Origin of the sequence: Aquirhabdus sp. (assembly GCF_046462495.1) — a bacterium.
Taxonomy (GTDB): domain Bacteria; phylum Pseudomonadota; class Gammaproteobacteria; order Pseudomonadales; family Moraxellaceae; genus Aquirhabdus.
The window spans coordinates 763505-787789 of the sequence record NZ_JBKGVE010000004.1 but is presented as its reverse complement, the minus strand read 5'-3'; the positions used below and the strand labels follow the sequence as shown (position 1 = coordinate 787789).

The 24285-nt window shown below is 47.9% G+C and carries 25 protein-coding genes; 13 read left to right on the top strand and 12 right to left on the bottom strand.

What is annotated here, in order from left to right:
* Nucleotides 1-60: 60 nt before the first annotated feature.
* Complete coding sequence (bla, locus tag ACLHG7_RS07135; RefSeq protein WP_410210345.1) at nt 61-960, bottom strand: class A beta-lactamase; 900 nt, start codon at nt 958-960, stop codon at nt 61-63.
* Nucleotides 961-1322: 362 nt separating this feature from the next.
* Between bla and ACLHG7_RS07130 the strand changes: the two genes are divergently transcribed.
* Nucleotides 1323-1925: a protease pro-enzyme activation domain-containing protein gene (locus tag ACLHG7_RS07130; protein ID WP_410210344.1), complete on the top strand. Its 603-nt coding sequence runs from the start codon at nt 1323-1325 to the stop codon at nt 1923-1925.
* 139 nt (nt 1926-2064) lie between these two features.
* Here the strand turns inward: ACLHG7_RS07130 and ACLHG7_RS07125 are convergent, their stop codons facing one another.
* Nucleotides 2065-3420, bottom strand: coding sequence for a transporter (locus tag ACLHG7_RS07125; protein WP_410210343.1), 1356 nt, complete (start codon nt 3418-3420; stop codon nt 2065-2067).
* 317 nt (nt 3421-3737) lie between these two features.
* Here ACLHG7_RS07125 and ACLHG7_RS07120 point away from each other — a divergent pair, with 317 nt between their 5' ends.
* The gene (locus ACLHG7_RS07120; RefSeq protein WP_410210342.1) at nt 3738-3956 is read left to right on the top strand and encodes a hypothetical protein; all 219 of its coding nucleotides are present in this window, start codon (nt 3738-3740) and stop codon (nt 3954-3956) included.
* 70 nt (nt 3957-4026) lie between these two features.
* On the opposite strand, the gene ACLHG7_RS07115 is transcribed toward ACLHG7_RS07120, so the two are convergent.
* Complete coding sequence (locus ACLHG7_RS07115) at nt 4027-4395, bottom strand: hypothetical protein (protein ID WP_410210341.1); 369 nt, start codon at nt 4393-4395, stop codon at nt 4027-4029.
* Between the two features lie 1112 nt (nt 4396-5507).
* Here ACLHG7_RS07115 and ACLHG7_RS07110 point away from each other — a divergent pair.
* The 4 genes from ACLHG7_RS07110 (at nt 5508) to ACLHG7_RS07095 (ending at nt 10024) form a co-directional block, all read left to right on the top strand.
* Complete coding sequence (locus ACLHG7_RS07110; RefSeq protein ID WP_410210340.1) at nt 5508-7418, top strand: protease pro-enzyme activation domain-containing protein; 1911 nt, start codon at nt 5508-5510, stop codon at nt 7416-7418.
* Nucleotides 7419-7589: 171 nt separating this feature from the next.
* Nucleotides 7590-7970 (top strand): VOC family protein, encoded by a 381-nt coding sequence (locus ACLHG7_RS07105; protein WP_410210339.1) that lies wholly within the window; start codon nt 7590-7592, stop codon nt 7968-7970.
* Between the two features lie 151 nt (nt 7971-8121).
* On the top strand, nt 8122-8391 hold the full coding sequence (locus ACLHG7_RS07100; protein ID WP_410210338.1) for a hypothetical protein: 270 nt from the start codon (nt 8122-8124) through the stop codon (nt 8389-8391).
* 562 nt (nt 8392-8953) lie between these two features.
* Entirely contained in the window at nt 8954-10024 is a 1071-nt protein-coding gene (locus tag ACLHG7_RS07095; protein WP_410210337.1) for a hypothetical protein, read from the top strand.
* 55 nt (nt 10025-10079) lie between these two features.
* Here ACLHG7_RS07095 and ACLHG7_RS07090 read toward each other — a convergent pair whose 3' ends face one another.
* From ACLHG7_RS07090 to ACLHG7_RS07065, 6 genes are all read right to left on the bottom strand, one after another.
* Nucleotides 10080-10919 (bottom strand): metal-dependent hydrolase, encoded by an 840-nt coding sequence (locus ACLHG7_RS07090; protein WP_410210336.1) that lies wholly within the window; start codon nt 10917-10919, stop codon nt 10080-10082.
* A gap of 201 nt (nt 10920-11120) precedes the next feature.
* Nucleotides 11121-11810, bottom strand: a complete 690-nt coding sequence (locus ACLHG7_RS07085) for a TetR/AcrR family transcriptional regulator (protein ID WP_410210335.1) — start codon at nt 11808-11810, stop codon at nt 11121-11123.
* A gap of 106 nt (nt 11811-11916) precedes the next feature.
* Nucleotides 11917-13167 (bottom strand): MFS transporter, encoded by a 1251-nt coding sequence (locus tag ACLHG7_RS07080; protein ID WP_410210334.1) that lies wholly within the window; start codon nt 13165-13167, stop codon nt 11917-11919.
* Between the two features lie 45 nt (nt 13168-13212).
* The gene (locus tag ACLHG7_RS07075; protein WP_410210333.1) at nt 13213-14022 is read right to left on the bottom strand and encodes a siderophore-interacting protein; all 810 of its coding nucleotides are present in this window, start codon (nt 14020-14022) and stop codon (nt 13213-13215) included.
* A gap of 75 nt (nt 14023-14097) precedes the next feature.
* Nucleotides 14098-14799 carry a PadR family transcriptional regulator gene (locus ACLHG7_RS07070; protein WP_410210332.1) on the bottom strand — a complete coding sequence of 234 codons (702 nt, stop codon included), beginning with the start codon at nt 14797-14799 and terminating at the stop codon, nt 14098-14100.
* Nucleotides 14800-15293: 494 nt separating this feature from the next.
* The gene (locus ACLHG7_RS07065; protein WP_410210331.1) at nt 15294-15731 is read right to left on the bottom strand and encodes a hypothetical protein; all 438 of its coding nucleotides are present in this window, start codon (nt 15729-15731) and stop codon (nt 15294-15296) included.
* Nucleotides 15732-16147: 416 nt separating this feature from the next.
* On the opposite strand from ACLHG7_RS07065, the gene ACLHG7_RS07060 reads away from it, so the two are divergent.
* From ACLHG7_RS07060 to ACLHG7_RS07045, 4 genes are all read left to right on the top strand, one after another.
* The gene (locus tag ACLHG7_RS07060) at nt 16148-16579 is read left to right on the top strand and encodes an SRPBCC family protein (protein WP_410210330.1); all 432 of its coding nucleotides are present in this window, start codon (nt 16148-16150) and stop codon (nt 16577-16579) included.
* 694 nt (nt 16580-17273) lie between these two features.
* The gene (locus ACLHG7_RS07055) at nt 17274-19040 is read left to right on the top strand and encodes a protease pro-enzyme activation domain-containing protein (RefSeq protein WP_410210329.1); all 1767 of its coding nucleotides are present in this window, start codon (nt 17274-17276) and stop codon (nt 19038-19040) included.
* Nucleotides 19041-19187: 147 nt separating this feature from the next.
* On the top strand, nt 19188-19484 hold the full coding sequence (locus tag ACLHG7_RS07050) for a DUF1330 domain-containing protein (RefSeq protein WP_410210328.1): 297 nt from the start codon (nt 19188-19190) through the stop codon (nt 19482-19484).
* Between the two features lie 247 nt (nt 19485-19731).
* Nucleotides 19732-20409 (top strand): hypothetical protein, encoded by a 678-nt coding sequence (locus ACLHG7_RS07045; RefSeq protein ID WP_410210327.1) that lies wholly within the window; start codon nt 19732-19734, stop codon nt 20407-20409.
* A 92-nt stretch (nt 20410-20501) separates the two neighbouring features.
* On the opposite strand, the gene ACLHG7_RS07040 is transcribed toward ACLHG7_RS07045, so the two are convergent.
* A complete protein-coding gene (locus ACLHG7_RS07040; RefSeq protein ID WP_410210326.1) occupies nt 20502-21386 on the bottom strand; it encodes a LysR family transcriptional regulator in 885 nt (294 codons plus the stop codon).
* 157 nt (nt 21387-21543) lie between these two features.
* On the opposite strand from ACLHG7_RS07040, the gene ACLHG7_RS07035 reads away from it, so the two are divergent.
* Together ACLHG7_RS07035 and ACLHG7_RS07030 are read left to right on the top strand one after the other, a co-directional pair.
* Nucleotides 21544-22506 carry an NAD(P)H-binding protein gene (locus ACLHG7_RS07035; protein ID WP_410210325.1) on the top strand — a complete coding sequence of 321 codons (963 nt, stop codon included), beginning with the start codon at nt 21544-21546 and terminating at the stop codon, nt 22504-22506.
* Nucleotides 22507-22623: 117 nt separating this feature from the next.
* A complete protein-coding gene (locus tag ACLHG7_RS07030) occupies nt 22624-22992 on the top strand; it encodes a hypothetical protein (RefSeq protein ID WP_410210324.1) in 369 nt (122 codons plus the stop codon).
* Nucleotides 22993-23095: 103 nt separating this feature from the next.
* Here ACLHG7_RS07030 and ACLHG7_RS07025 read toward each other — a convergent pair whose 3' ends face one another.
* Entirely contained in the window at nt 23096-23323 is a 228-nt protein-coding gene (locus ACLHG7_RS07025; RefSeq protein WP_410210323.1) for a hypothetical protein, read from the bottom strand.
* A 259-nt stretch (nt 23324-23582) separates the two neighbouring features.
* Between ACLHG7_RS07025 and ACLHG7_RS07020 the strand changes: the two genes are divergently transcribed.
* The gene (locus tag ACLHG7_RS07020; protein ID WP_410210322.1) at nt 23583-23867 is read left to right on the top strand and encodes a hypothetical protein; all 285 of its coding nucleotides are present in this window, start codon (nt 23583-23585) and stop codon (nt 23865-23867) included.
* A gap of 74 nt (nt 23868-23941) precedes the next feature.
* Here the strand turns inward: ACLHG7_RS07020 and ACLHG7_RS07015 are convergent, their stop codons facing one another.
* Nucleotides 23942-24199 carry a hypothetical protein gene (locus ACLHG7_RS07015; protein WP_410210321.1) on the bottom strand — a complete coding sequence of 86 codons (258 nt, stop codon included), beginning with the start codon at nt 24197-24199 and terminating at the stop codon, nt 23942-23944.
* Between the last annotated feature and the right edge of the window lie 86 nt (nt 24200-24285).

Genomic DNA, 24285 nt, shown 5'->3' with positions numbered 1-24285 from the left:
CCATAAAAAAAGCCACCCCATGAAGGTGGCTTTTTTTATGGGCATTGAACAAAAGACGCCTCAAGAATAATCAGGGTAATGCGAAAGCGCCAATTTGGTTGCAGCCGCCAACACATCACGGCGGTTATCAGCATCTTTTTTAAGCTGGGTAAAGTAGATCGTTAGCACCACGGGATCACCTGAGGGTGGCCAGAGTAGCCCGATATCATTGGTGGTGCCGTAATTACCGCTGCCCGTTTTATCCCCCACTGCCCAGCCGCGGGGCGCACCGGCACGGATGGTGGCATCGCCGGTGGTATTGCCTTTGATCCACGTGATCAATTGCGCACGCAGGTTTGGCGCGAGGATGCTGTTGCCCAGTGCAATTTTCTTCAGGCTGTTTGCCATGGCTTTCGGTGTGGTGGTATCGCGGATATCAAATGGTAGTGCGCTATTGAGGTCTGGCTCGAAGCGATCCAATCTAAAGTCACGATCCCCCAGACTCTGGGAAAAGTGATTCACCGCCTCTAGTCCACCAATTTGTTTGATCAGCAAATTAGCGGCGGTATTGTCACTGTATTGCAAGGCCGCTGCACAGAGCTCCGAGACACTCATGCCCTGCACTAGATTTTTACGGGTGATCGGGGCATAGGACAAAAGATCATCTTCGCCATAGGCGATATGCTGAGTCAGCAGTCCCGCTTGAGTCATGCTCTTCTTTAGCACCGCAGACGCCAGCATCAGCTTAAAAGTACTGCAAAACGGAAAGCGCTCATCACCGCGATATTGAAACTCCTGACCCGTACCGGTGTTAATCAGTGCAAGGCCCAAGCGGCCTTTACTACTGGCTTCTAACGCCGTCAATTCTTGAGTGAGTGTGTCAGAGGGAGTGTCTGCGGCATGAACTCGTGCGGTGAAACTCACAAAAGGGAACGCCACGCCAGCCAATAACAGAGTGCGACGTAATGGAGAATGGGTCATGAGATTGCTCACCAAATAGATCGCGTGACAAAAGGTCATGATCAGCATCAAGACCTGATCGCAAATAGGCGTGCGATGTGAGATGCGTATCGAGAAGATTGTTATGAAAAGCAAATAGGTGTTGATGCACGTACCACACCCAGCCTATCCCGCAAGCAAGATAGCTGGGAACCTGCATCAACACGAATACGTTAAAAGTTTTGACCGGACGGTGCAATGGGCGAAATGTTAAAAAGTGTTGATCGAACAAAGTGAGTCATTACAGTACACCCCATTAAATCCAAACAAAAGTGTATTCCCTATGACGCTTAAGTGTCCGATACTTAAGGAAGCATCCATACAGCTTGGGCACAGATATCATCATGCGATCTTTAGCAACACAACACCCTTTCAATGTTTCACCGCTGAAAACCTTGGCTACCGCCTGCGTTCTGGTTGCGGCTTCGGTCTCGGTGCATGCAGATGAAGCTTGGGTCTCTACCCATACCCGGGCTTTTGCGGCACTGCCCAAAACCACAACGATCGTTGCAAACGATACCCCTGTCCACATCACCGTGGCGCTTAAATTACGCAATGAAGAACAACTGAATAAAAAGATCGAGGATGGTACGCCGCATCCATTTCTAACCCCTGCACAATTTGCCGCAGTATACAGCCCGACCCAGCAGCAGGCGGATCAAGTCAGCGACTATCTCAAAAAGTCTGGTTTTCACAACATCAGCATCGCGCCGAATCGTTTGTTGATTAATGCAGAAGGCACGGCGGAAAATGTCCAAACCGCATTCAACACCCCCTTACAACAATTCACCGCCAAAGACGGGCGACAAGTCTATGCCAATACCAAGGATGCTCAAGTGCCGCAATCTTTGGCAGATACTGTGGATGCGGTACTGGGTCTGCAGAACATCTATTTTCTACACGTGAATCCGCCTAGAGCTAAGGTTCCAGTACCCGCAACCTCATAACATTATTGCGGAATGCTTCAATCGGAACCGATCAGATGAATTCGGTAGACTTCCCTTTTTTCGGCCTTATCTTCCACCCATAAAAAATGGCAATCCGAAGATTGCCATTTTTGTTGAACTTGCTTAGGTGCGAAGCAGCTTAGAAGTGATAACCCACTTTAAAGCCGTAAGCAATCGCGTGACCGTCTTTGAAGTCACCCGCATAGCTGGCGGCTTCATTACCCGGTACCGAATGCGCGCCAGTTTCTGCTTTAGCATCGCCCAACCAGAAGTATTTGATCCCAGTCGAGATATCCCAGTCTTTCACAGGGCTATAGCGTAGACCTAGACCCACATTCCAATAACCATCGGTTGGTCCAAGGGTGGTGATCGGATTACCTGCACCACTGTCCCAGCCCACAGAAGCGGTACCTGAGAATTGATCATTGAATTTACGACCTAAGCCTAAGTTTGCAGACCATTGGTCTTTGGCGTAGTCCACGAGGTTAAAGCCACCAGCATAACCGCCTTTACCCAAGATTGGTGATACGGCACCTGCCACTTGACCAAACTGATAAGGGCGGATCGCGAAGCTCTTCCAGTTGACCCAGCGCACGTTGGCAAATGCTACTGTGTCCGCCATGATGCCAGTCTGGAAGTCTAAGTTGACTGACTGCGGGGTGGTGATTTTGGTATCGCCAGACGCGTTGGTATTGATACCTTTGGCTTTACCCAATGCACCAGCAATCGCTGCACGTTGTGCTGCTGGAACAAGGCTTAAAATACCGCCCAACTGAGCCGCAGGGATGCTCTGAATGGCATTGATCAGTGGTGTCGTTTCATCAGCCTGAACTTCATGTTCAATTTCAGAGCGATAGGTAATCGAGGTTTTCAGAGCAATTTCTGGAATTTCATAGGCAAAACCCGCCAACCAGCCATAAGCATTGTTTTGTTTAATGTTGGCGCTATAGCCGTTAAACAAGCTGTAAGTTGAACCGCGTAGGTCCACTTTACCGCGTAGCTCCTGATACACCACACCACCGTAGAAGTTGAAGTTTTTGGTCGGTTGATAACCAAAGATCGCAGTGTAGTCACGGCTCTCAACTTGTACACGCGTACCGCCATCGATGCCCGCTTTCAAACTGCCAGTGGTGATCGGCAATGAACCCAGTACCTTATCAGTTGGCTTAGCCACAAAGTTGCTGTTACCCGAGTAGCTAGCATCCGCGCCAAACGGCTCATCAAAGATTAAGCCAAACGAGAACTGTTCAAACGGTTGTAGCTTGAGCGCAAACGCAGGGAAGCGATAGGTGTTCGCCATGTCGCCCGTGCCATTGCCGCCATTGTCGCGACCTGAAACAGTCGGGTCGAGCACGGTGAAGCCCGCTTCGGCATAATTGCCTTTTTGCAAAAACGCGCCGATGGACTGACCGGAACGGTCAAGTGCAGCAGCAAAAATACTGGTCGCCGGAAGTGTCGCCAAAACAATAGCGACAGAAAGAGATGTCATTCTCATAAGAGATCGATCCATGATTGAGGAGTAATAAGGTATTTTACGCAGTCAAAACAATAGAGAGAGGTAACCTCCCTATTGTTATTTTTTGACCAATTGGTCTAACGCTTCATTATAGATAACAATATGCCTACATGCCAGCTAATTTAAGGCGATTGGCTTGCTGCAAAGACAGTCCACTGGGTCAAAGACATCGCTAAAAAATGCAAAATACGTCACAAAATAATGAATTATATGGTTTTATTTTGACTTCTGGCATAGTTCATGCTTTTATATTTTCGCTGTACTTTTTTTAATCACGTTGCTCAAGGATGACAATCATGAATACAGTGAAAGTACTCTCTCGGCATTTCGATGCCAGTTTCTGGTGTGAAGCGGATGATCTTTTTCTGAAAGAAAATGCGAACTTGCCCTTTGCACTGCTGGCGGATGTGCTGCATAAGCCCACCTCACAAATCCGCAAACGACGCCAGCAGCTCGGCGTGGTCAAAACCGAGGCCGCGACGCACCATGGCGGGTCTGCATCACTCTTGGCGTGACACGCAGGGACAATGTATAGGTCAGGGATCAGCGGGCTTAAGCAGTTTTCTGACCCTGTACATGACTCAATTAAAGTATTGAACCACCCAAGCTACTCCAGACTGGAGCCAGCAAAGGATCATATATCACCAGATTGCTATCATCCTGCAGGGCGATAAAGCGCTCTGCTGAAACGTTGACACGCCCGGTTTCTGAGTTCCACATCGGCAGGCTGCCTGCGGGATCATAGACCACAAAATTGCCATCACTTTGCAGCAATGCCCAATTGCCTGCACCAGTCGTGTGCGACTGCCAGACGACACTTTGATTGGATCTGGCGTAAATCACCAGATTGCCATTTAACTGCATAAGCAGACGAAAGTTTCCCAATGGGGAGAGTAAGGAATCTCCCGCAGAGAGGCGCTGCCCTAGTGTTAACATCGAACCTTTTTCAGCCATAAAACCACCTAATTCTCTCCAGTTCTTCCTTGAAGGATCAAATCATCACGTGTTTTTCCGCTTGGATAAACATTCAAAATTCATTCCAAAATGCGGGTGTTTTCTGGGTGATATCGACTTTCTTACTGCCTCACTTTTTTGAGCCACACCGTAACCGCAAAAAACTTCTTTTAAGTATCCGCATTCCTTGCAGATTCCCATCCACGCGCGGTGGAAGCTCTATATTATCATTGGCATATGAATGGAATAAGACAACTGCTGATGAATTGCTGCGCCAGCAGCAGCAATTGCTAAAAAATCGAGCAATGCCCTCCATTAAAATAACTAAAATAATAGTACCCCATTTAAGAGTCGCATTCTACTTACAGTACAAACATAATACGTCCACACAATCTACATAACATGTCAATCAAATATACATAATAGGTGGACGAAGCATAAAAATAATATATATCGATAATATATGCGAGATGAATACCACGTACCCGTTAGAAAAAAACGAAAACCAGCATCAATATAGACACGTTTTAAACGTGCTTAGAGACCATCTCTGACGCGACTTCATCGCAAGACACCCTACTATCATAAAAAAACAAAATTATGATTTTATTAATATTTTTTTCATAAACACACAACAAATCGGCCTATTTACCATCACACGTCTACACTCAAGCAAGCTCGCCCTTCTATCTGCTTTAAAGCGCAGTTCATCGTACTCATTTAATTATTTTTACCAAAAGGTAATAAATGGCATATTAATTGCTAAATAGTAATCCAGCGATAAAGCTGATTGAAATATCAACATTTATATTTCAGTTATGAGTAATATTTTTATAAATAAATCGATATAAATATCTCAGACTGTATATAGATTCGCAGATATCCAAAGCGGTTAAATGACCCATCGCCAGCAGCACAAGAGTCGCCACAAACGATGTAGATGTGCGGTATGGCGATGTGGTTGGTATGAGAGGCTATTCCGACCCATGATGCGCTGTGGACACGATGCTCTGCACCGTCAGCTGTTTTTTTAACGAATAAAAATGCTTCAGATTAGAAAACTTCTGACTGAAGACATTCAAACTTTAATAACAGTAATTCTGGAGATTTTCATGCAATTGAATACACCTAAAAGCCTCACCAAGGCTCGCGGTATCTTGTTTGCCACAACAGCATTATCCATTGCTGTGACGTCATCGGTATATGGTGCGGAAGGCTGGGTTTCTACCAAAACCAAAGCATTCTTGCCCTTGATTAACTCATCAGCTGTATCTCAACCTACGACAGGATTAACCGCAAATACGGCAGCGGCAGTCGCCAAGGATATCGCAAGCACCAAAGCAATCCATGTTACGGTAGGACTTGCACTAAGAAATGAAGCACAACTCGATAAAGACATCAGCTTTATCCAATCTGGCGCTGCACGCCAATTCCTCACTCCAGATAAATTTAAAGAGCTCTATAGTCCGACCCAACAACAAGTCGATCTAGTGGTCAAGCATTTGACCAAAGCTGGATTTACCAATATTAAAGTTGCCCCAAACCGCCTCTTTGTCACGGCCAATGGTACGGCAGGTACTGTACATACTGGGTTTAACACGACCTTGAAAGGCTTTAAAGCGGCTGATGGTCGCAACGTGTATGCCAACAGTACTGATGCGCAAGTTCCACAGTCACTCAGCGGTGTCGTACAAACCGTATTGGGTCTACAAAATGTAGTCACGGCCCATACCTTCCACAAATCGTTGCCTGTGCCTGTGACATCTACCGTTGCTGGCGGTCTGAGCAATGCAGCAGCAGCCACTACACCCGTTGAAACAGGTCACAATCCGACTGAGTTTCCAGCCATCTACCATGTAGGAACCACACCTGCAGCAACCAATGTCTCTGTCGGGATCATTACCTGGGGCGATTTGACGCAAACGCTCAGCGATCTAAAAACCTTCACGACAAAAAATACTTTAACCGCCGTAACGACATCCGTAGTCAAAACGGGGACAGATCCTTTCAACGATACTTATTCTTCAGGCGACCCTACAGAGTGGAACCTTGACAGCCAATCCATTATCGGGGCTTCTGGCGGTGTTAAAAGTCTGATCTTCTATACCGCACCAGATGACGCAACAACCAATCTAGCTTTTTTTGATGCCCTGACTGGAGCCTTTAACGCAGCTGTAACGGATATCAATACGGATAAAACTCCTAAAGCACTCATCGTGAATGTGTCGCTGGGATGGTGCGAATCGGATGCCGATGCCTCCAGCGTACAAACTGCCAACGACAATATCTTTAAACAAGCCGTGGCTCAAGGACAAACTTTCTCAATCTCTAGTGGAGATGCTGGAGCCTATCAATGTAGCACCACACCTACCGGCTACCCTGGCAAACCGTATACCAATCACTATACGGTCTCTGCACCCACCAACTCTCCCTATGTGATTTCAGTGGGCGGAACAGCGTTGTTTACCAATGCCGGTGCGTATAGCAGTGAGAAGGTCTGGAATGAAGGCACTGCTGCTGCCAGCTCGACAGATTCAACCAAGCGCTTATGGGCGACAGGCGGTGGCTACAGTAAGAGTGAAACAGCTCCGACTTGGCAAAAAACTATCATCGGTACTTCTACCTTCCGTGGAATCCCTGATATCGCTTTTGATGCCGCCCAAACCAGTGGCGCAATCTTGTATATCAATGGCAGCACTACTCAAGTGATTAATGGTGTGACGTATAAGAATCAGGTGGGTGGAACCAGTCTGGCTTCGCCGATCTTTGCAGGGCTCTATGCACGCCTGCAGTCAGACAACAAAAACGCGTTGGGTTTCCCTGCATCAACTTTCTATAAATACTTCACTGACACTACGGTAACATCGCCCTTAGTCCATGACGTGACCTCTGGTAACAATGGCTATGGCACCACGTACACTGGTTATTCAGCGAAAGCTGGTTGGGATGCCGTGACTGGCTTTGGGAGTATCGATATCTCAAATCTGAACGCCTATATCAAAGCGAAAGCGGTCACACCATAAGGTGAATGATTAACATTGCTTCTGATTAAAAGCCCCATGCTGATGCATGGGGCTTTTTTTATATTCTTTGGCTTTAAGTAAACCTTCCCGATTAAAACATGCTCAGAATTTTAAAGTTTTGCTATGCTCAAGCAGCACAATCACTTCACCTCATCAAGAAGGAACGCAGAAATGATCGATCATACTGAGATTATTGTTCATGATTTTGAAGCCAGCAAAAAGTTCTATCAGGACACCTTAAAAGCCATCGGCTATGAACTGCTGTTGGAATTTCCCGCCTCCGTCACCGGACATACCGATGTGGCAGGGTTTGGTGAAGACGGGAAGCCCGACTTCTGGATTAGCCGTGGCACACCGGGTCAGTCGATCCATGTGGCCTTTCGGGTCAAGAGCCGTGCGATTGTCGATGCCTTTCACAAAGCCGCTCTGGCTGCACAAGGCACAGACAACGGTGCACCCGGCCTGCGCCCACACTATCATGCCCATTACTATGCCGCCTTTATTCATGATGCCGATGGGCATAATATCGAAGCGGTGTGTCACGAGGCCTGAGTGAATAACACCCCAGCAACATTGCAAAGCCTGCTTACAAAACGCAGGCTTTTTTTTAAGCTTTTTTTAAAGATCCCAGTATGCTGATCTTCCGCTCAGTTTTTAAGCGGGTGCCGTCTTCCCATAAACAATGAAAGAGGTGAGCAAGGATATGAAAACCTATCTGATTAGCGCCGAGCTTTTGCCTCATCGCGATGACTCAGTGATCGCGGAGGCGATTGAGCAACTCTCCACCCAGACCTTTAAGTATCAAAGCGCCAAATGGATTATCAAGCATGATGGCGATGCAGGTAGCATCCATGCCGAACTCGTCCCCGCTTTAAAAAACGGTGAGAAACTGATGGTCTTGGGCCTATCAGGTGAAGGCGCGTGGACGGGTGTCGCCCCCTCCAGTGATCACTGGCTGCATGTTCATCTCTAGCGACATGAGGACACGGATCGTTTAACACGATCTTGGGATCCTCTATATGTTCAATTCGCTATAAAAAAAACCTTTATCGCCATTAGCCGAGATAAAGGCTTTTTTTTGCATAATTTAAACTCCGCAAAAATGTTAATCCAAGCGCCGCATTATATAAACCGTACAATCCACACACAAAACAAAACATTTAAAATATCTAGCCATATCTCGTTCAATATTAAATAAAAAATGACTATTTAATATTTACCCCGCCGACCCAACGTCAAAGTGTACCGAAATGCATACTTGTATACATTTGATAACAAGGGTACGGTGATTTAAGTCGTCAGTATAGTGATGCCATGAAGAATTAATAAAATATATACATAGATTCATGGTAACTAACTGTAATTTAAAATAATTATTTAAAGTTAATGTGCGAAATAATTATTTACTAATCGACTAACTGTTCTACCATAATTATTAAAATGTAACAGTGACTTAAATGCAGATTTTACCTTTTAGAAAATAGGTAAATTCATCATATGGACTGATCATAAAAAACAAATGGATTTGAAATATCATGAAATATTCAGCATCTATTCTCGGCCTCATCACTTTTTATCTCGGCACATGCAGTGTTTATGCGCAGCAAGTCTTGGATGACGAATCATTAAGAGAAGTCTCTGGGCAAGCCGCTTTTTATACCAACTATATTCCAACTGGTGGCGCTAACCCTAATGCCAATATAGGCTTTTTTACTTTGGGTTTAGAGGGCAAAGTCGACTTAAACGCCAATATTGAGCATTTGCAACTCGGCTGCGGCGGAGTCAATGGGCCCGGATGCGATATCGACTTGACCCATGCACGTTTAAGCGGTGTGAACCCCGGTGCCAGTGGCACCTATGCAGATTCAGACGCAACCCTGACCAATCCATTTTTGCAAATCGCGATCCAAAATCCAACGCAGTTGGCGACACGCTCGGTGGCCGGGATTCGTTTTGGTGCTCAAGGCGTGCTGGGAATGCTCTCTATCGGGGAGAACCCGAATACCAGTAACCTGAGTGATGATACGGGGATCAATAGTCTGAGCGGTGATATTGGTTTGAATATCACCAACGCCAAGATTACCAATGCTTGTGCTACCCTACTCACGCTCTGCGTTGCACCTGTGACGGCTAACCTGAATGATTATAGTAAGCAATATCACGTCATACGGGGAAACAGTCTAGATATCACAGGCCTAACCGCAGTAACGACAGGGGTATCGATTCTGGGGGTCATTAACCTGCCCTTAGGGATTACGCTCAATAATATCAATATCTATGGAGAACCCTTAAGAGCAGCGCATCAATTAGTCTTAGCAGGTGATGCAGCAGGCACGATTCCGTCTAAAGACGTTTCGCTGTCACTACAAAATCAGTCCATCAAATGGCAAAAAGGTGATGGGACTTATCCCACCACAGGCGCTGAGAAAGGCTGGTGGATTAACCTGCCGAACCTGCAAGTCAATAATCTGCAAATTTCGCAATACATTCCGATTGATGTGCTTCAGGTGGTTGGAAATCTGCTGACGATACCCATCAATCTCGATCCCGTGGACTTAGGACAATCGCCAACGCGTAACTGCTATGGGACTTTAAAGTTCTGTTAAAAAAGATGAATCGAAGAGGCTTGCCCCTGTCTCTTTGATTTACTCTACATAAGTTTCACGTGGATTTAAGCTGTAATTGTTGCCGCCAATGCTGCTCAAGTTGCTGGGTATCATGATCGAAGGGGTGAAATGAAGGGTAAAAATAATCAATAAATCCGTTCATAACAGAGAGATTAAATATCCCTGTTCTAGGATGAAATCCCTTTGCGATGGATTTGAGATGTTGTCTTGACAGTAATTTTTGATCAGCATGCAACAAACGCACACAATTATGTATGGCAAGACCCACCAGAACACTGCCGCTAATCGCCATCCACGTCACACGCTTTAAATAGCCACCGCCCGCAGCTTGATACGCATCAAAGAATACTGCTTTGTGTTCATTTTCTTCGAGCGCATGCCAAACCCATAACTCCCGCAATGGACCAACCATCCGTTGATGCCAGTCATCGCTACGGAGTAATTCAGCCCCCAACGTTGCCGTGCAATGTTCAATCGCACAGCCAATCGCCATTCGATGCATCGCGGGTAAGATACGATCCATGAGGGTATAAAACCGCTTCATCTGCCGCTCGAGCGTCTCAATATCAATATCATGCTGATCAGCATAGCGGTTAAACGCCGTGTGCTCTTTGGAATGCATTGCCTCTTGCCCTATAAATGCACTGATATCGGCTTGCAACTGCGAATCCTTAATCCCTTGCCGCACAGTACGTAATGTCGTAATGAGGAACAGCTCCCCTTGAGGAAAAATACCCGATAGGCCATTGAGCAAATGCGAAAATAACGGGTCATGATCAAACCAATAACGCGGCGAGGACTCGAAATTAAATTTGATATTGCGCACGGGAAAGGACGATTTGACCTTTGGTACAGAATTCATGGTGATCGGCATGATGAGCAAGACTCCAAGAGTTGGTCAGATACAGATGGACGCGCCTACCTAAAGATAAAGTAAGAGGACCATCAGATTAGTACAAAAGAACTGTATAGTTCTTTTGTACTATATCAGACATATTGAAGTCAACATGAAATGAAGACGCGGCTCATCAGCACATGCGCAAAAAGTACATATGTTAAGCTTAGTATGAGTTAATTATTTGATAACAGAAGACTCTGAATCTGGGCGATAACCCAGTGCATTTAAGGTAAACGTAATGATGGTGTCTTCCAGTGCCGTTATATCCCCAAACCGTGATTGACTCACACAACGAAAAATCATCTCATGTGCACCGCCAACCACTGCCTCATAGAGCGTATCAGGGACGAGAAGCCAAGATTCTGGCTGCTTGGCTTTTGCCAATCGATGTGCTTCCCGAAGAAAAGCAGCCAGTTCAATAAAAAAAGCGTTTCTCCGTGCCAATGTACGTGCACTGGCATTGGGAAATTCTATAATCCACGCTTTAGTGAATTCAGGTTCTTCGCTACAGATACGTAAATAAGTCCGAATTGGCGCACGAATCCACAAGTCATTCGTCGTATTATGCTCACGGTCCATAGATGCGATGATACCCGAGAATAATGCCGCTCTACCCATTTGCTCGGCGGCAAGGAAGCAGTCTTCTTTGGTTTCAAATAGCTTATAGAACGCTTGCCGTGATACACGGGCACGACTCACGATATCGTTGATGGTCGTTGCGGCATAGCCCAGTTCGGCGAACGCAGAAATACTGGCGCGTAGCAGGCGTCGGTATTGAGCTTCTTTCGTTTCCTCCGAAGATAAACTGGTCCGTCCGCGAGGAAGTCCTGCTGCATCACTATCATATGTGCCCGATAGTTTTTGCATTCCAATCTCCATATGAAGCCCTAAGCTAGATTGATTCCCGAATCTGCCATAATAGGGCGAAGGATTGAGAAAACTCAAGTTAGAATTTCGCATGTGCCACAACACCTCACCCCGCGGCCTCTGTCTCCAGTGGCTTTGTCGCTTGCACCGGAACCCGCGTACCTCGGACATGATCAATCCATAGCATAGCCAAGATCGCAAGTCCCACTGCAGCCCAGCCCACCATGCCATAGCCTTCGATCTGACCTGTCGCTGTATTCGACAGCATCAATCCACCGAGCCATGCACCGCAGCCTGTACCGAGGGCTTGAATGGCACTATTGGCACTCAAGAACGCGCCGCGATGGGCAGGCTCTGGCACGGTCGTCAAAAGCGCCTGCATCGGGATGATGCGTCCAGACACGGTGACCATAAAGAAAGGGAAAAACAGCACGATCAGGATAAACGGCAGTGCAGGCATATGGGTGACAAACAGAATCGGGAATGCAGACAAGATGACGGCAATCCGAAACACGCGTTTGTTGCCATAGCGATCTGCCAGTCGCCCGACCACACGCGATGTGAAGAAGGTCGCAGCCCCACCCGCCATATAGATCCACGACAACTGCGCAGGCGCCACACCATGATTGGCGACCAGCACAGGGGAGATGAACGGGATCACCATCATCTGTGATGCCATCATGGTGAAGGTAAAGGCAAAGGCGTTGAGATGTCGCGCATTGCTAAACAAACGCCATAGGTTCGGTAGCACTTCACTCAGTACTGGTGGGTTCTGTTTGAGATGCTCGGTCAGTGAGGGCACAACCTTGATGGCGGCAATCCAGACCAATCCCGACAACACCACCAAAAGGACGAACGGCGCTGCCCAGCTAAAGTGCGCACCGAGTAAAACACCTGCAGGCACACCAGCGATTGCAGCCAGTGAGAACGCGGTCATGATGATACCCATGGCCGCACCGCGCCGCTGCGCGGGAATCACATCACTGACAATCGCCATGACGACTGAGCCCAACATGCCTCCGGTAATGCCGGCAAACGCACGGGCAAACAACAACAGCTCATAGCTATTGGCAAGCGCACAGATCAGATTGGACAATGCAAATAGTGCATAGGCAATCATCAGCAAGCGACGACGGTCAAAGCGGTCGATATAAGTTGCCGCCAGTAATCCAGACAGTCCTGAACACCAAGAGTACATCGACACCGCAGTCGCAAAAGCAACCGGGGTAATGTTAAAGGCATGCATCAACTGCGGACCGAGCGGCATCATGACCATGAAGTCCATGATGATGGTAAATTGAACGAGCGCAAGCAGCCAAAGCAGGCTGCGCTCTTGGGTCGTGCTGATGCTATACATCGACGTATTCCTTTTTTAATGATTCTGACATCGATGTTGCCGATGTCAATCTTCTAGATTTTCGTGCACAGCGGCGTCGCCGTGTTTCCAATAACTGGCAATCCGCAGGCGGGATTTATCTATGCCACGTTCGCTGCGGAAGTGGTCTCGGATAGCGCGCATGGCGCTGGCCTCGCCGGCTGCCCAGACATAGCCTTCGCCTGCGGGTAACTCTAGCTCACGCGCGGCCTGCAAGAGCGCATTGCTCTCAAACACCGAAGCACTGCGATAACACCAGATCGTGGTCAGTTCGGCTTGGGTGTCAAACTCAAGATGACCTGAAGCATCGGCCACTTCCAAAATCGCAGTCACGCGGGTGCCCGCAGGGAGTTCGCTGAGACGACGCGCAATGGCGGGAAGTGCGGTGTCATCCCCGATCAGCACCTGCCAGTCAAAACCCGTGGGGATCACCAGTGAGCCGCGTGGACCACCGACGCCTAGAGACTGTCCAACTTGTGCTTGCTTCGCCCATGTCGCGGCGGGGCCGGCTTCATGGATGGCGAATTCGATATCCAGCTCACGCGCAGCGCGATCAAAACGACGCGGCGTAAAATCGCGGGCGACAGGTCTAGGCCCTGCGGGGAACACCAGACCATCGGGTCCCATGCTTGGCATGACCAGAGGCTCGGTGCCTGTGGGAAAAAAGACTTTGATATGGTCATCAAAAGATGCCGATTCAAAGTCACTTAAGTCCTCTCCCGTGAAGGTGACACGAATCAAATGTGGCGTTAGCGCTTGCACACGGGTTGCTTCGAGCAAACGGAATTTCAACGGGTGGCGTACGCGGGTAACGCTCAAATCAGGGGTATTTGACATCTATACGACTCCAATGTATTTCTCTGGATGCATGGTGAATCAATACTTAGCGGGTGATACAGCGCAGTGCTTTTTTTACTCTGCACTGCCCTTTTCACTCTGACCTTCAATCTCGGCTGTTGCACGCGCCAAGATGGCAGCAATACGGCGTTGCTCGTCGGCAGGCACATTACTGCGCAGGAGCAGCGCGTGCTTAAGCGCACGGCGTGCGGTGATCAATTCAGGCAACCAGCCGCCTTCACTGATATCGGCGGGTTCCTCACCGGAGAAGGCACGGCGTACTGAATCCATCTTGCGCGCGATATGTACCAGCTTGGCAAACATCAGCTCGACATGCGCGCGGTTGCTCTCCAGATTCTCACGACCCAAGTCCGCCAGTTCATAGCGTTTACGGTTACCTTCCAGTTGAACGGTGACATAGCCCAGCTCTTCCAGATAGGTCAATGCCGGATAAACCATACCGGGACTGGGGGCATAAAAACCATTGGAGCGGGTTTCCAATGCCTTAATAAGTTCATAACCGTGGCTGGGTTGCTCTTCAATCAATGCCAAGAGCATGAGCTGTAAGTCAGCAGTGGTAAATTTTCGGCCGCGTGGCATACCGTCTCCCTCACCGCCTCCAAATCCACCGAAGCCGCCCCCTCCGCCAAAGCCTCCTGGGCCACCCTGAAAGCGGTCACCGCCGCCACGGCGACCATGACCGATCGCATGCCAGAGCTGATGAATAGAAAAACCACGGGCGCCGTGTTGACGTGAAAAACGAGAATGGGAATGCATGGGTATCTCCTTTTATATCTTAAGATATATTGAAAGATATATATCTTAAGATAGTTTGTCAAATGAAATGTGCAAAAAAAATACAAAATGAAGAGTAGGCATTGCGGAAAGCATCATTGATGGGTGAGTCGTAGCGAACGGTTCTAAGATTTTTGGTCGATTAACGGGAGTGTGTCGAATAGATTTATGCTGAAAGATTAAATGGATATCAAATAATCACCCAAGCAAGTTACGATTAAACCTATGTTCATTTGAAATCAAAAGTGATAACTTAATCACACTTTCACACCCTATATGCCAATGTTTAATTATTTATACGCCTGCTTGGCCATTCTGATCCTTTGTATTGCATTTCTGATCTACCTGTCCTTCAAGACACACGTTTGAGCTGATCCGCTCACCGATCTTCGATAGCGCCCATAAAAAAACCCACGCGATGGTGGGCTTTTTTGTGAAGCGTCACTTTCCTAAACGATAGATGCGTGAGGTTTCTTTTACTGAGCAACCAATGGCGCAAAATCGGGCGTCGCATCGAAGACCTGCGGGTTCGAGGTTTGAACTTTATTCACTTCCTGCCCAACTTCGATGAGTCCTTTATTGATATTCGGATCAGAAAAAAATTCTTTGATCGCTGCACGACCTAAAGCCTGACCAGCCAAACCCAGAGAGGCTTTGCCTTCAAAATTCACAGCATCTTCAGTCTGAGTTTGGCAGGAGACAGTGAAGAGTCGGTTAAAGACTTTACTAAACTCATCGGTAATCTCATGACGCTTACGATCACTGACATTCACCAGATCCTTAAGCTGCTTGGTCGGGGAGAAGACCAGAAAGAAACGCTGAATAAACACTTGTTTGTCTTGCGGAGTCGCTTCCTTCAGCAGACAGCCGACCAACCGCTGGGCATAGACACCCGCATGGGCACTCGCACTCATGCTGCACGCCAAAATCAACATACTCAGTAAAACAAATCTTTTCATAGCCTCTCCCCAAGACCTCCGAGATTAGCACAGAAACATCGGGGCTTAGCAGGGGGTATCCGCATTTAAATCGCACTAAAAACTGTAAATACATACTCGCTCATTGATGCGCTTAAGACAGAGCGATGTCAGTCGCCTGATCCACCCACATGCTCATTCGATAGTATCAGGGAGGCATATCCGTGACGCGCGTAACCGCATTGCTCAAAGCGCTTTCTGAGCCATCGCCCTATAAAGTGGCAAGATCGCATCAAGATCCCGCTTGCCCGTCATCGTCTTATGCTAGAATCGATCAATTGACAACAATAATTGTCAATTGATCGATTCTACAAGCCTCATTAACAAGACTATGCGAATAACGGAGAAGAACAATGCTGAAAACCCAAAAAGTGTATGTGGTCCATGAATTTGATGCACCAGTGGCAAAAGTCTTTGCGACATTGAGCGAACATGAGAACTTGAGCAAAATCTTTGCCCCAGCCAAAGTCACCCGTTTAAACGATGGCAAAGATGCACGCAATGGCGTGGGTTCAGCACGTAAACTATCTATTCCGTTAACCCCGTCTTTCGTAGAGACCAATCAGGTCTACCGTGAAAACGAGCTGATTGAATACGCAATCACCAGCGGTATCGCACCAATCAAGGAGCATCGCGGCGTGATGAAGTTTGTTGATCTGGATGGCAAGCGTACCCGTCTGGAATACACCATTACCTTTAAAGGTCGGGTACCGTTTATTGGTCCAATCATCAAAGCGGCACTGCAAGATGGTGTGGCACGTGGACTGAAGAAACTGCGTTTTTAAGCTTTAAACACTTTTGTGCGTCCAATCCTGACCGACCGCTCTAGGCGGTTGGGATCAGGGCAATGCTCACAGACTGAGCACTCAACATGGTTTAAGCAAACGCTCACTTTGTAAAGTCACCTAAATCAAATTTGAATAAAATCCACATAACCTACATATAATCTACACATAACAAAAATAATTAAAATTAACGACCTATATCTCACTTAATATATTTTCAGGTTTACTCATAATAAAACTCATATAGTCCACGGATTATAAAACGCATAATTCATCACAAGATTCAAAAAACAAAACGATGAAATCTCAATAAGAGCTGCTGGGATCAGTGACTATATTTGCCATAAATTAAACCAAAAAATAAAAGTAATATATTGTTTTACATAACTTAAAATATTTTACACCAACCAGAACTTACAACATCATCTCTAGCACCTATAGCGACAACCCAGTCTTAAAAATGAAATGTAATAAAAGAAAATTTATTATTTCCTCAATTACACAAGAAATACAATTAATTATAAATCTTAAACCTATATTCGACGTTCAAGCATTATTGGATGTTTGTCCCTTAAATATGAATACGCAGCATCATGAATATCATGTTGTATGCCCTATGAATAAATTGGGCGCTGCCCAGTCATTCAAAATCCATCTTAAAGCCAGCTGTCGTTTCTCAATCATGGAGTTTTCTATGCAAGTTTCGGATCTGTTTTCTGCTGTTGCGGTGCGTCGTGTGACGCTCTTGTCATCGATGGTCTCTGTCGTTTTAGTCTCCCTATCCGCACAGGCGTCAGAGCCTTGGGTATCGACCAAGACGCATGCGTTTCAACATTTTGACTGGGCTACCCCAAGTGCAACTACGGCGATAGCAGGAGCGACAACCGCTGCAGTGTCCGATATCACAGCAACAACCGCCGTGCCCATCACCTTGAGCCTCAAACTCCAGAATGAGGCACAGTTGGATAAGCTGGTGTCTTATTATCTCTCCGGTACTGCACGCCAGTACCTCACCCCCGCACAATTCACTCAGCAGTTTGGTCCCTCACAAGCACAAGTTGATAAAGTGGTGAGTTACCTCAAGAAATCTGGCTACACCCATATCACCGTCTCGCCAAATCATCTGCTGGTGACCGCTACAGGTACGGCTGCCCATGCAAATAGTGCTTTTAACACTAAACTCAAAAGCTTTGAGAAAGATGGACATCATGTCTTTGCCAACAGCACTGATGCGCAGGTGCCACAATCTCTAAGCGGTATCGTAGAAACAGTACTGGGGCTGGATACGGCAAACGTCTATCGCACGTTCAGCCATCAAGTCATCGCCACCAATGCAAAATCCGGTTCGACAACAAACGCGACTCCCGCCAAAGTTGGACATAACCCACTGGACTTCGCCACTATTTACGATGCAGCCTCATTACCTAAAGCAACCAATACCACAGCAGCAGTCGTGATGTGGGGAGATGGCACAGGTGCGGTCAAGGATCTAAGCACCTACACCACGGCCAATGGCTTAGGGGCGGTCGCGACATCCGTGGTTAAAACCGGTTCTGCTTCAGACAGCTATACCCTGACCGATGCTGAGTGGGACATGGATAGCCAGACGATTTTGGGTGCCGCTGGTGGCGCGATTCAAAAGATTATTTTCTATACCTCACCAGACTCACCGACCAATGCCAACGTGACCAATGCCATGAACCGCGCAGTAACGGATAATCTCGCCAAGGTTATTGATGGTTCTTTTGGTGAATGTGAAACAGGGGATACGATTGCCGTCAACGATGCCATCTTTAAACAAGCCATTACCCAAGGTCAGACCTTCTCGATTTCCAGTGGCGACTCGGGTGCCTTTGAATGTAATGGCGGTAAGCCGACCAGTAACTATACCGTGTCATCGCCTGCGGTTTCGCCGTATGTGATTGCCGTTGGCGGTACCGCTCTGTTTACCACTGGCACCACAGCGTATAGCAGTGAAGTGGTGTGGAATCAGGGCTTGACCAAAAGAGTGCTTGGCGCTACCGGCGGTGGCTATAGTAAAATTGAAGCAGCACCAGCATGGCAAAGTGGTATAACAGCATCATCAACTTGGCGCGGTCTACCCGATGTTGCTTTTGATGCAGACCCCAACAGCGGCGTAAAGGTCTATGTCAACGGCGCGATTCAACAATGGGGTGGCACTAGCCTTGCCGCACCAATTTTTGCTGGACTCTGGGCGCGCTTGCAGTCCAACAATACTAATTCATTGCCCTTCCCAGCCGCTGCGTTTTATTCATACTTCTCCAAATCCGCCAATGCAGGACTTCTGCATGATGTGACCTCAGGCAACAATGGCTCAGGCACCACACCGGGCTATACCGCAGTGGCTGGCTGGGATGCGGCGACAGGCTTTGGTAGCTTTGACACTGCAAAACTGGACGCATTCTTAAAGCAACAAACCAGCATCCCCACATCGTTTTAAGCTGAGCTACTGATCACATCGCGATTGTATCGCTATCTGAAAAGCCCGTATTGTTATGCGGGCTTTTTGTGTCTGTCTCTTTACTTCATGATGTGGCTTCTGCCACGCTCAGCCCTCCTTCACCCGTTCATATCAGGTAGAAACAGCATGGTGGCTTACGTCATTTTTATTCGCGAAAAAAAACTCAACCCAGAGAAATTGGCTGAATATAAACAAGGGGTCGGTAGTACGTTCAAAAACCACCCCACAAAATTGCTCGCCGCCAATGGCCCTTTTGAAGTCCTTGAGGGTGACCCAGTTGATGATGTCTTGATTCTCGAGTTCCCCTCCTATGAGGCAGCGTCCAACTGGTATCACAGCCCCGAGTATCAGGAAGCCAGTAAGACCCGTCTGGAAGGTGCTGCGTTTCAGGTCTATATTACTGAGGGACTTGGAGCAAAGTAATCCCTGAGTTCGCCTATCAAACTGGATATTGAGGATGGTTTAATCAGTCATTAATCAACACATCGAGATAACGGGTATTACCATTTAAAAACCGACCATTGATGTCGGTTTTTTCTTTTGCAAGTTTTGAAATGAGAAATATATTTTATCGCAATTGGTTAAATTTTGTACTACTATTCTATTCATGCGATCGTATGAGTTCTTATCCTTGATTGCCTAAAGCGTTACCCCCACAAGGAGAACAATAATGGACAAGCGCGTCTTACCAATTCCTCTGACTCAGCTTAGAGGACAGCGATACCTTCTTTGGATATTCATTCTGGTTTTCGCAAGCCTCGGTGGATCAACAGCCAGTGCGCAAATCTGTTGCCCAGCAGGCTGCGTCCAAGACAGCAACCGCTGTGTCACCATAGGCACGAATCAGAGAAGCTGCCCGTCATGGACTTGCAGCTCGGGGGCCAACGGTTCCAATAGTGGCAGTAGTGGGGGTACAGGGTCCTCCGGTGTAGGGCCACCGAGTGTCCCCCCTCCACCTCCATGTGTTCCCATACCAGGGACTCAAGCTGAGAATGATGTAGTCACGAATAATTGCATGGCATCCCTGACGGGCAGTGCGCAGTTTGTGGGATGTCTGTTCGAAGACGCTGCAGGCAGGGCGGAAGATCAGCGAACGAACATGAGCTGTGCTGATCGGCAAGCTGCGCTTGCCAAACAATGTCGTAGCCGCTGCGCGACATTCGCAAAGTCGATGACGGGGGTGAGTTGCGACTATAAATCGCCGGATCAAAGGTGGCAATCTGCCTTTGGCGACATAGGCGGTACGATGGTTGGCTCGGCCCATGTACAAGACTGTGGACCACCACTCAAGCCACATTTTTCGTTAATCACACGACTGAAGAATACACTTTTTGATGCCTTCAAATAAGCGTGAACAATGGTAGCTCAAAACCCTCACCCTTCGCGTGCAGATATGAGCTGCAGCGAGGGGGGACAAGTCCGCTTAAGGTCTATTTAGATCTATCCCACATAGGCTTTAAGCCCATCACTCAGCCAATCAAAAAGCAAGCGCACCCGCTTGACCTGCCGCAGGTCACGGTGCATGACCAGCCATATCTCCATAGTGAAAATAGTCTGCCCACCCAGGATAGGCACTAGCTCAGGCGTGCGCACAGCGATACGATGCTGACAACCACCGATGCCCACGCCTGCACGCAGCATGGCAAGTTGGGCCACATCGCTGTCTGAGCGAAAACGAAATAACTCACGATTCATCACGCCCAAAGAGGTTTGACCGCTGATGGAAGGACGGCGGTCAAAGCCAATAATCGGATGCTGCCCGAGTTCAGCAAGGCTGGTTGGATTGCCCTGCCGAGCCACATAGTCCTGATGGGCATAGAGTCCGACGCCTGCATTGCCGATTTTCTTGGCAACCAGTGACTCTTGCACGGGTCGCACCATACGCACGGCAATGTCCGAATCGCGGCGCAGCAAGTCCTCTTGTCGGTTGGTCAATGACAGTTCAATGATGATCTCTGGATAGTGCTGACTAAAGCTTGCTAGTAGTCTGGGTAAAACTTCAGTGCCGACAATCTCACTGGCGGTCAGGCGAATCACACCCCGCTCGGAGTCACCTTCTGCCGAGGCCAGACGCCGTACAGCCGCCTCTGCGGTGACCATCTGCTGGATTTGCGGTGCGAGCGCGAGCGCCGCATGCGTCGCTTGCAGTCCAGTGCTGGACCGTGAAAACAGCGTCACACCCAGTGCGGCCTCAAGTCCTTCGATATGGCGGGTGATGGTCGGTGCGGTGGTGCCAAGCTGACGTCCCGCTGCTGATAGACTGCCCGTCTCCATCACCGCAACGAAGGCACGGTAACTATCCCACGAATACTGCTGATTGCTCATGACGCTCTCGATCGTTTCCGCTTAAGTGCATATAAAAACGTTAAACTAAATTAAAGTTTTCGTTATTCCATTGTAGGCAGCGGAGGTCTATCGTGCAAGGTATAGATCCAACGTGATCACAGCGAATAAACACTCAATGACTACCGTGGAGCAACTCATGAATACTTCGAATAACACAACAAAAACAGCACTTATACTGGGCGCAACTGGCAGCTTTGGCAGTGTCATGGCAGCTGAACTGCTGGCACGCGGCTGGCAAGTGCGCGCCTTACAACGCAATCCCGATGCAGCACGCGCAGAGCTTCCTTTGCTTGATGTCACGTGGCTGGCAGGCGACGCCATGAATGCCGATGATGTTGCCCATGCCGCAGCAGGTGTGCAACTCATCGTGCATGCGGTAAACCCGCCCAAATACCAGCGCTGGCGCGAACTGGCACTGCCGATGCTGAACAACAGCATCGCCGCTGCCCGTGCGCAGAATGCCCGTATTCTCCTGCCCGGCGTGGTCTATAACTTTGCACCAGACAACGCGACGGCAATCCCTGAAGACGCGGCTCAGCAGCCCTTGACCCAAAAAGGCCAAGTACGGGTCGAGATGGAAGCCTTGCTGCAAGCCAGCGGCGTACGCATCCTGATCCTGCGTGCGGGCGACTACTTTGGTGGACGAGGAACCAATGCGTGGTTTCACTATATCTTCAAGGCTGGCAAACCGCTGACGAGCATGCTGTATCCGGGTCATGATGACATTGTCCATGACTGGGCATACCTGCCTGATATGGCCAGCGCCGCAGCTCAGATTCTGGAGCGGGAATCTGAGCTACAAACCTTTGAACGCTTCCACTTCAGCAGCTATCAACTGTCGGGGCAGCAGTTTATCGACACGGTGCGCAAGGTCAGCCAGAAGCCCAAGCTCCCCATCAAACGCTTGCCGTGGTTACTGATTCGCATTGCGGCGCTATTTGCCAGCCTGCCGCGTGAACTGCTGGAGATGCGCTACCTCTGGCAAAAACCGGTGCTACTAGATGACCGCCGTTTGCAAAAGTTTTTAGGTCATGTTCCAGCGACGCCAATTGAAGCAGCCCTAAAAACCAGTCTGGCGGAAATGGGGATTGATGTTTAAGAAACGTATTTTATTGAGTCACGTTACAAGAACAAAACCCATCATCACGGTGGGTTTCTTTGCTTTAAGCGTTGATTTTAGGCATCCTTAGCTCTGGATTCACTTAAGGGATGGACAATGCAAACAAGACAATGGGTCGCGCTCTTCTCTTTACTGACCATGTCAAACTGCATCTTTGCAGAAGAGCTCGATGATGAAGCGACCTGTACGGCGGCATATAATCAATATGTCACCCTGATCGGAACCAATAGTCTGTGTGCAGGTGCTGTGTCAAAAGCGCAATTAAATGATTTTGAGAAAGAATATGCTCACTACTGCCCCAAGACGGTCAATTTAAAGGTATCAGAAGAAAAACAAAAAAACTTCCGCATCTTGTTTGGCAATCAGTACTTTAATAAAGGCGGGCTTACCGACAGTCAGATCAAGGAAAAGTTTAAACCCATCTGTGATGCAGCAATCAATGCGGCGAAGGATGCAGCATCGTAAGTGCTCAATGACATTCGTTGACCCATAAAGAAACCCACCATGATGGTGGGTTTGTTGATTTCATCTAGGCCGTCAGACTATCTGATGGCCCATGCTCGATGGCTTAGTGGTGATATTTCTTCACGACAACCACTTTTTTGTGCTTGTAGACATTATGATGTTTGTAGCCGTGGTGTTTGGTATAGACCACACGCTTTTGGACATAGCCATGGTGGCGATCGACATGTACCGGATGGTGAATAACCCGTTGTTCAACAATCGCAGCTTGTGACATGACTGGAGCTGCCATCACGCCAACCAACGTTACACCCACTAATAGTTTCTTCAACATGATGCTTTCCTCGCTTGTTTAAACCAGAGACTTGACTATAAGCCCTAAAAATCACAGATTTAAGCAGACTCACACGCGATACATGAAAGACCTACCTGCCCTTGCCTTTTTATCCACATTTCCGAGAAATTGTAGGTTTGAGTAAAGAAAATGGAGTAAAAACGAGGAGATAAAATAATCATCGCAAAACCGTTGTATCGCTATGATTTGCTCGGCACATCTGGCATCCTCAAACGATAATAAGACGAGGAGCTCGACCATGAAAATAATCATTCTTGCTGCGCTGTGCCTGTTGACTTTCCCTGCTCTTGCCGCAGTGCCAGCCGATCCATCCAATCCATTGAACTATTCTGCTGATCAATCGGTGCCACCTGTAGCATCGCATCCGCAACTATCGAAAAATCACCCAGCTAAACAAGCGGGCAAACACGCCAAAGCCCCACGTAAAGACCACAAACCCTATAAAGCAGTGAAGTGTCATGATGGCTCACATCAACATCTACGCCTAAGTTGCGCGCCACATGGCGGCGTGGCTCGTTCCTGATCAAAAAAGAAACCCATCGCTTGCGATGGGTTTCTTTGAGTGCCATTTTTAAAGCAAGGCTTTAAACAATCCACTTAGCGCCAATGGTGATGGTGTCTATAACCATGACGGTAGCCATGACGGTAGCCATGATGATAACCATGGTAATACCTAGCGTGGTGATAGCGGACATAGTGGGGTCGATACACCACAGGACGATAGTAACCGTGATGATGATGGACATGATGAGGCGCAGGATAGTACACCACGCGCTCAACCACTGCCGCTTGTGAAACCACAGGAACCGCCATCACACCAACGAGGGCTGCGCCCATGAGAAGTTTTTTAAACATGATGTTGCACCTCTTCTTCTAAAATCTTGAGATTTCACTATAACCCCCAAAAATCACGGTTTTAAGCAGACTCACAATCGATCCTA